Annotated in this window: 2 protein-coding genes; both read right to left on the reverse strand. The window is 37.5% G+C overall.

Annotated features, from left to right (window positions below; genetic code table 11):
* The coding region (locus F6K52_RS32265) for a beta-ketoacyl synthase N-terminal-like domain-containing protein (RefSeq protein ID WP_293088520.1) at positions 1-237 on the reverse strand (237 nt) is incomplete at its 3' end.
* Between the two features lie 1,218 nt (positions 238-1,455).
* A partial coding sequence (locus F6K52_RS32270) for an amino acid adenylation domain-containing protein (protein ID WP_293088522.1) occupies positions 1,456-5,004 on the reverse strand: 3,549 nt, incomplete at its 5' end.

The raw sequence follows: 5,004 nt of genomic DNA on the forward strand, positions 1-5,004 counted from the left end.
TTTCGGGTCAAATCGATCTACTTGCTCTAGAAAGCCACCCCACCGACTGTTCGTTTTCCCTGGCTTGGAGATGTCGGCGTCATAAAATAATTCGTTATCCCATCGGGCAGGTGGTACTTCTGTTATTGCATCTACACCATTGCATAATAATTCCCAAAATGCTTCTGGATTTTTAGCCCCTGGAAAACGGCATCCCATGCCAATAATTGCAATTGGTTCTTTATTTGTATTTGTCATTTTTTAAGCTTCCAGTTATATGCAAATAGCGATCTGCAATTATTCATAACTTACGTCAAGGGACTAATTGTAGTGTAAGTATCTGAAATAATAATCTATCTTTTTGGTGTAAAACAAACACTTACCCCCCTACAAGTGCAGTTTAACATTCCGAATCACATCACATCTACACTGCTCCACAAAAATGATACATACAAACGTCACATAACGTGACCATCTGATCATGTTTAATTACTGCTGACCCTGAGACCGTCTGCGCTTACTCAACCACAGGCATTGAAGTCAAGGCCACCGCATTTTTTGCTCCTTATAATTGGGTTTAAATATCGATATTACACAAATTTAAACCCCAGTTTAAACATCATATGCTCCTGGGTGTTGAGCCATCATGTTTTTCTGTTTGTTATTAAGTTTGAGCTTTGTTGTGATGGATCTCATATGTATGTTTTGAGATTACAATAGCATACTCTTAGATAGGCGGCTTAATAACCTTTGGTATATTATCATTATTTTTTGATTAAGTCAACACTTTTTTTTTGGTAGGAAAATAGTTATAAAACAGACAATACAAGGGATATAGCTCTCATTTTTCGTAAAAAATACTTCTATTTATTAGAATTAAGTTTCATAAATTATTGTGTTCAATCAATAAGTTTATGGCGAAATTTTACAATGGTAATATCATCTAATTTAGTTAAAAAGGTACTTGACAAAAGTTTAAAAATAGTATCCTTTATAGCTATCAGGGACATAACAAAGCTTGTAACATATAGCAATCCTAAATAATTCTCTTGATGCAGTCGCTTATGGGGGAAACCACGGCAGCGCTTAGGTGCGCTTTCCGCATCTAATTATTAAATTCGCCACGGGTCGCACCTCTGGATCACTTGTAGAGTAAGCTTTCTGTTTTTTTACCTGAAATGAGCGCATAGCAGGTACTAAAGAACCAAAAAATTCGATTCTCAGCAAAGAAATGCCACGCGCACGCTAACATTTTTATTCTGTACTCAATTCTCAATTCTCTTTAACGATTGTCAGCTTTTCAAGTTATCTGAGGCACTGCCCACCCTACGATTAATCTCTGATAATAATAACACTGCCCACCCTACGATTAATATCTGATAATAATAACACAAAAAATAATCAGATATCTTTTTTATTATGAAGTCTGCGATATTCGAACGCAGACTTAAACAGCGATTGCTATCACCTAAATCCTTACAAATCTTTGCCAAAACGCTGTCTAAAATTGGCTATTGATTTTTCTGGAAGTACATACTCTTCACAATGTAGATCGCCCGCTTCAAATTCTAATTCTTCCAAAATTTGGTAATGTAATTGAGACTGTTCTCCATCGCAAATTCCTACAGTAGGCTCCAGTTGCTCGAACTGAGATGAAAGTAAACCAGAAAAAGCACAACCCATGATATTAAAAGGATTTGAAAAAATTGATGACTTTTGAGCGTTATTCAATATATTTTCTACAGAGGGTGGTAAATGAATTGTTGTTTTCATAGGATATGGCGATCGCAACATTCCACCCTCACTAAACAAAATATCTTCTCGTTCCTGAAAACGCTGAATAGCTTGCTCCACTGAAAAACAATGAGGACCAGAATCATCAACAATGAGCGTACCAGGCTTAACCTGCATAATATCTAATACGTCTGGGACATTTGTAGCTCCAACAATTAAAGTAGACTCGTAAAATTGTTCTGGAACTGTTGTTTTTGATAATGCCAAATTTATCTGACCTTTAAAGCCAAATTTTTGGACTAAATTTTGTTTAATATTTTCCATAAATTCTAACTTATCATAAACGTCACAAAGAGTAATTTCTTGAGGATGTGACAAGCATTTTAACATTAACGGCAACACATTCATTCCCACAGAACCTAAGCCAATAAATCCTACTTTTTCTGTACTTAAATCTCGACCACCTTGCTCGCATATCTTCTTAATAGTCAGTACAACAGCAGCACCAGTTGTTCTATGTCCCGTCGTAATTTTTGGCAAATCCTGACGATTTGCAATTGCCTTGGTAATTGCCAAACCATAATCAGTAGCAGAAGGAATTAAACCAGTCAAAGAAACAAACTTAGCACCAATTCTTCCCGCCATTTCTAATGCTTCAATAGTTGCCTGTACTGTATCATCTTGATTGCTATATAAGTCAGAAACAAATCGAGGCAACAATATTATTGCAATGCGACCCCAATTAGTCTGTTTGACCATTACCCAAAAAGGAAGATTTTCAAAGATATTTTCAATAATATAATCTCGACTATAATCAAACAGTTCTGGATTATATTCTTCTAAATAACCTAAGGCTGCTGCATCGACAGGATGAATTTTACCCACAGAAAATAAGGATGACAAAGAGCGAGATTTAAATTGTACATACTCGGAATTTTTAGTTTGTACAACTTTATCTTTTAATGTTTTATAAAATTCATTTTTGATTAATTGATTATTTGACTGTGTAGAGAAATTTTTATTTTGTACTAATTCTGTGATACTATTACTTAAATCAGCAATTATTGGTTGTAAAAACAAAGTTTTTACTGAGAGACTAATGTTGAAAATTGTGGATATCTTAGAAACTAATTTTACTGCGGTTAGAGAATGACCCCCCAAATCAAAGAAGTTATCATGTATTCCTACCTGTTCTATTCCCAACACTTCTTGCCAAATCTCTGCTAATGCTTTCTGTGTCTCCGTCTCAGGAGCTACATATTCTGTGGACACACTACTGGCCACATCTGGTACAGGTAATGCCTTACGGTCTATCTTGCCATTGGGAGTCAGTGGCAGTTGTGGCAACAGTACAAACCCGCTTGGTATCATATACTCCGGCAACCGCTCTTTGAGATACTGTTTCAATTTCCCTATTTGTTCTGTCTGTGATCCTTCTGGAGTTTCACTTAAGAGCACTATATAAGCAACTAGACTTTTATTACCAGAGTTATCTTCTGTTGCTAATACCACTGTTTCTTTGACTGTGGGATGTTGAGTTAAAGTCGATTCTATTTCTCCTGTTTCGATGCGATATCCTCGCACTTTTACCTGGTTGTCAATTCGACCGATATATTCAATTTTGCCATCGGGTAAATATCTAGCTAAGTCTCCCGTCTTATATAGTTTAGAGTTGTCACCCTCGAAAGGGTTAGGTATGAATTTTTCTGCTGTGAGTTCGGGGCGATGCAAATAGCCTCGGGCCAGACCTGACCCTCCAAGATGGAGTTCACCAGGTATACCGATAGGGACTGCTTGAAGATGTTTGTCTAGGATATAGGCTTGGACATTAACAATAGGACGTCCTATTGGTAATTCTTTCTGGAGCGCGTTCGCATTAGCGTTGCGGAGCATCATCTCTGCTGTTACTTTGCAGAGGGTAGCCTCTACTGTGGCTTCTGTTGGTCCGTAAGCGTTGATTAGTTGAGGATAGTCGCCTACTTCCTCATACCAACTTTTTACGGCTAAAGGCAGCGCTCGTTCTCCTCCAATAATCACCAACCTTAGTAACTGGGGAAGCCGTAAAGAAGTTTGTTTTAGTTGGCGAGTTATTTCCTGCCAATAGGCTGTAGGCAAATCCCAAATGGTTATTTCCCAATCCTGAGATTTTTTTACGAAATCAGATACAGAATTTAACATTTGATTAGTTCGCAGAACTAGAGTGCCTCCAGAGACCAAGCAGGGGTAAATTTCTTCCGCTGCTACATCAAAACTAATCGAAGCAAATTGGAGAACACGATCATCATTGTTAATTCCGTACTCAGTCCGAACTGCTTGCACAAGATTGGTCAAAGACTGATGTTCAATTGCTACCCCTTTTGGTTTTCCTGTAGAACCTGATGTATAGATCACATAGGCTAAGTTATCTGGTTTTACCTCTGTTTCCACAATATCTCTGTAATTTTCCTGATAAATTTGGCTCCACTCAGCATCTAGGCAAATTATTTGTTGGCCTTTGAGTACACAATTCTTTTTGATTTGGAGTTGTGTTAATTTATCAAGTAATTTTTCTACAGTTAGTAACACCGAAACTTGAGAGTCAGCAATTATGTAACTAATACGTTCTGAGGGATAATTTGGATCAATAGGTACATAAGCTCCTCCGGCTTTGAGTATGGCTAATAAACCTACTAATATTTCTAAGGAACGATCTACACAGATACCCACTAAAAATTCTGGTTTGACACCCAAACTTTGCAAGTAGTTAGCTAATTGATTAGCTCGAAAATTTAACTCGAAGTAGGTAAGTTGCTGTGACTCAAATACTACTGCTACTGCATCTGGTGTTTTCTTGACCTGTTCCTCAAATAACTGATGGATACATTTTTCATCTGGGTAATCTGTTTTCGTATTGTTCCACTCTACCAGTATCTGGTCTAGCTCTTTCTGTGTCATTAATGGCAACTGGCTAATAGGTCGCTCGCTCGTCTCTACTACTGCTGAGAGTAAGTTTTCATAATGTGACAGCATCCGACTAATAGTTTCGGCTTCAAACAAGTCTCGGTTATAGGCACAAATTCCTGTGATTTCTTCTTTTATTGGCCATAGGTGTAATTCCATGTCAAACGGCACTGTCATTTCGGCTTCAACTCTTTCATACCAACCTACTTCCAAGTTAGGTAAGCTAAAGGATGGTTTGAATATTTCCTCCTGCTGAAGGGCAAACATTACCTGAAATAAGGGGTTTTGGGATAGAGACCTTTGAGGTTGCAACTCTTCTACCAACTTCTCAAAGGGTATGTCTTGGTCACT

This window comes from Moorena sp. SIO3H5 (assembly GCF_010692395.1).
In the GTDB taxonomy this organism is placed as follows: Bacteria; Cyanobacteriota; Cyanobacteriia; order Cyanobacteriales; family Coleofasciculaceae; genus Moorena.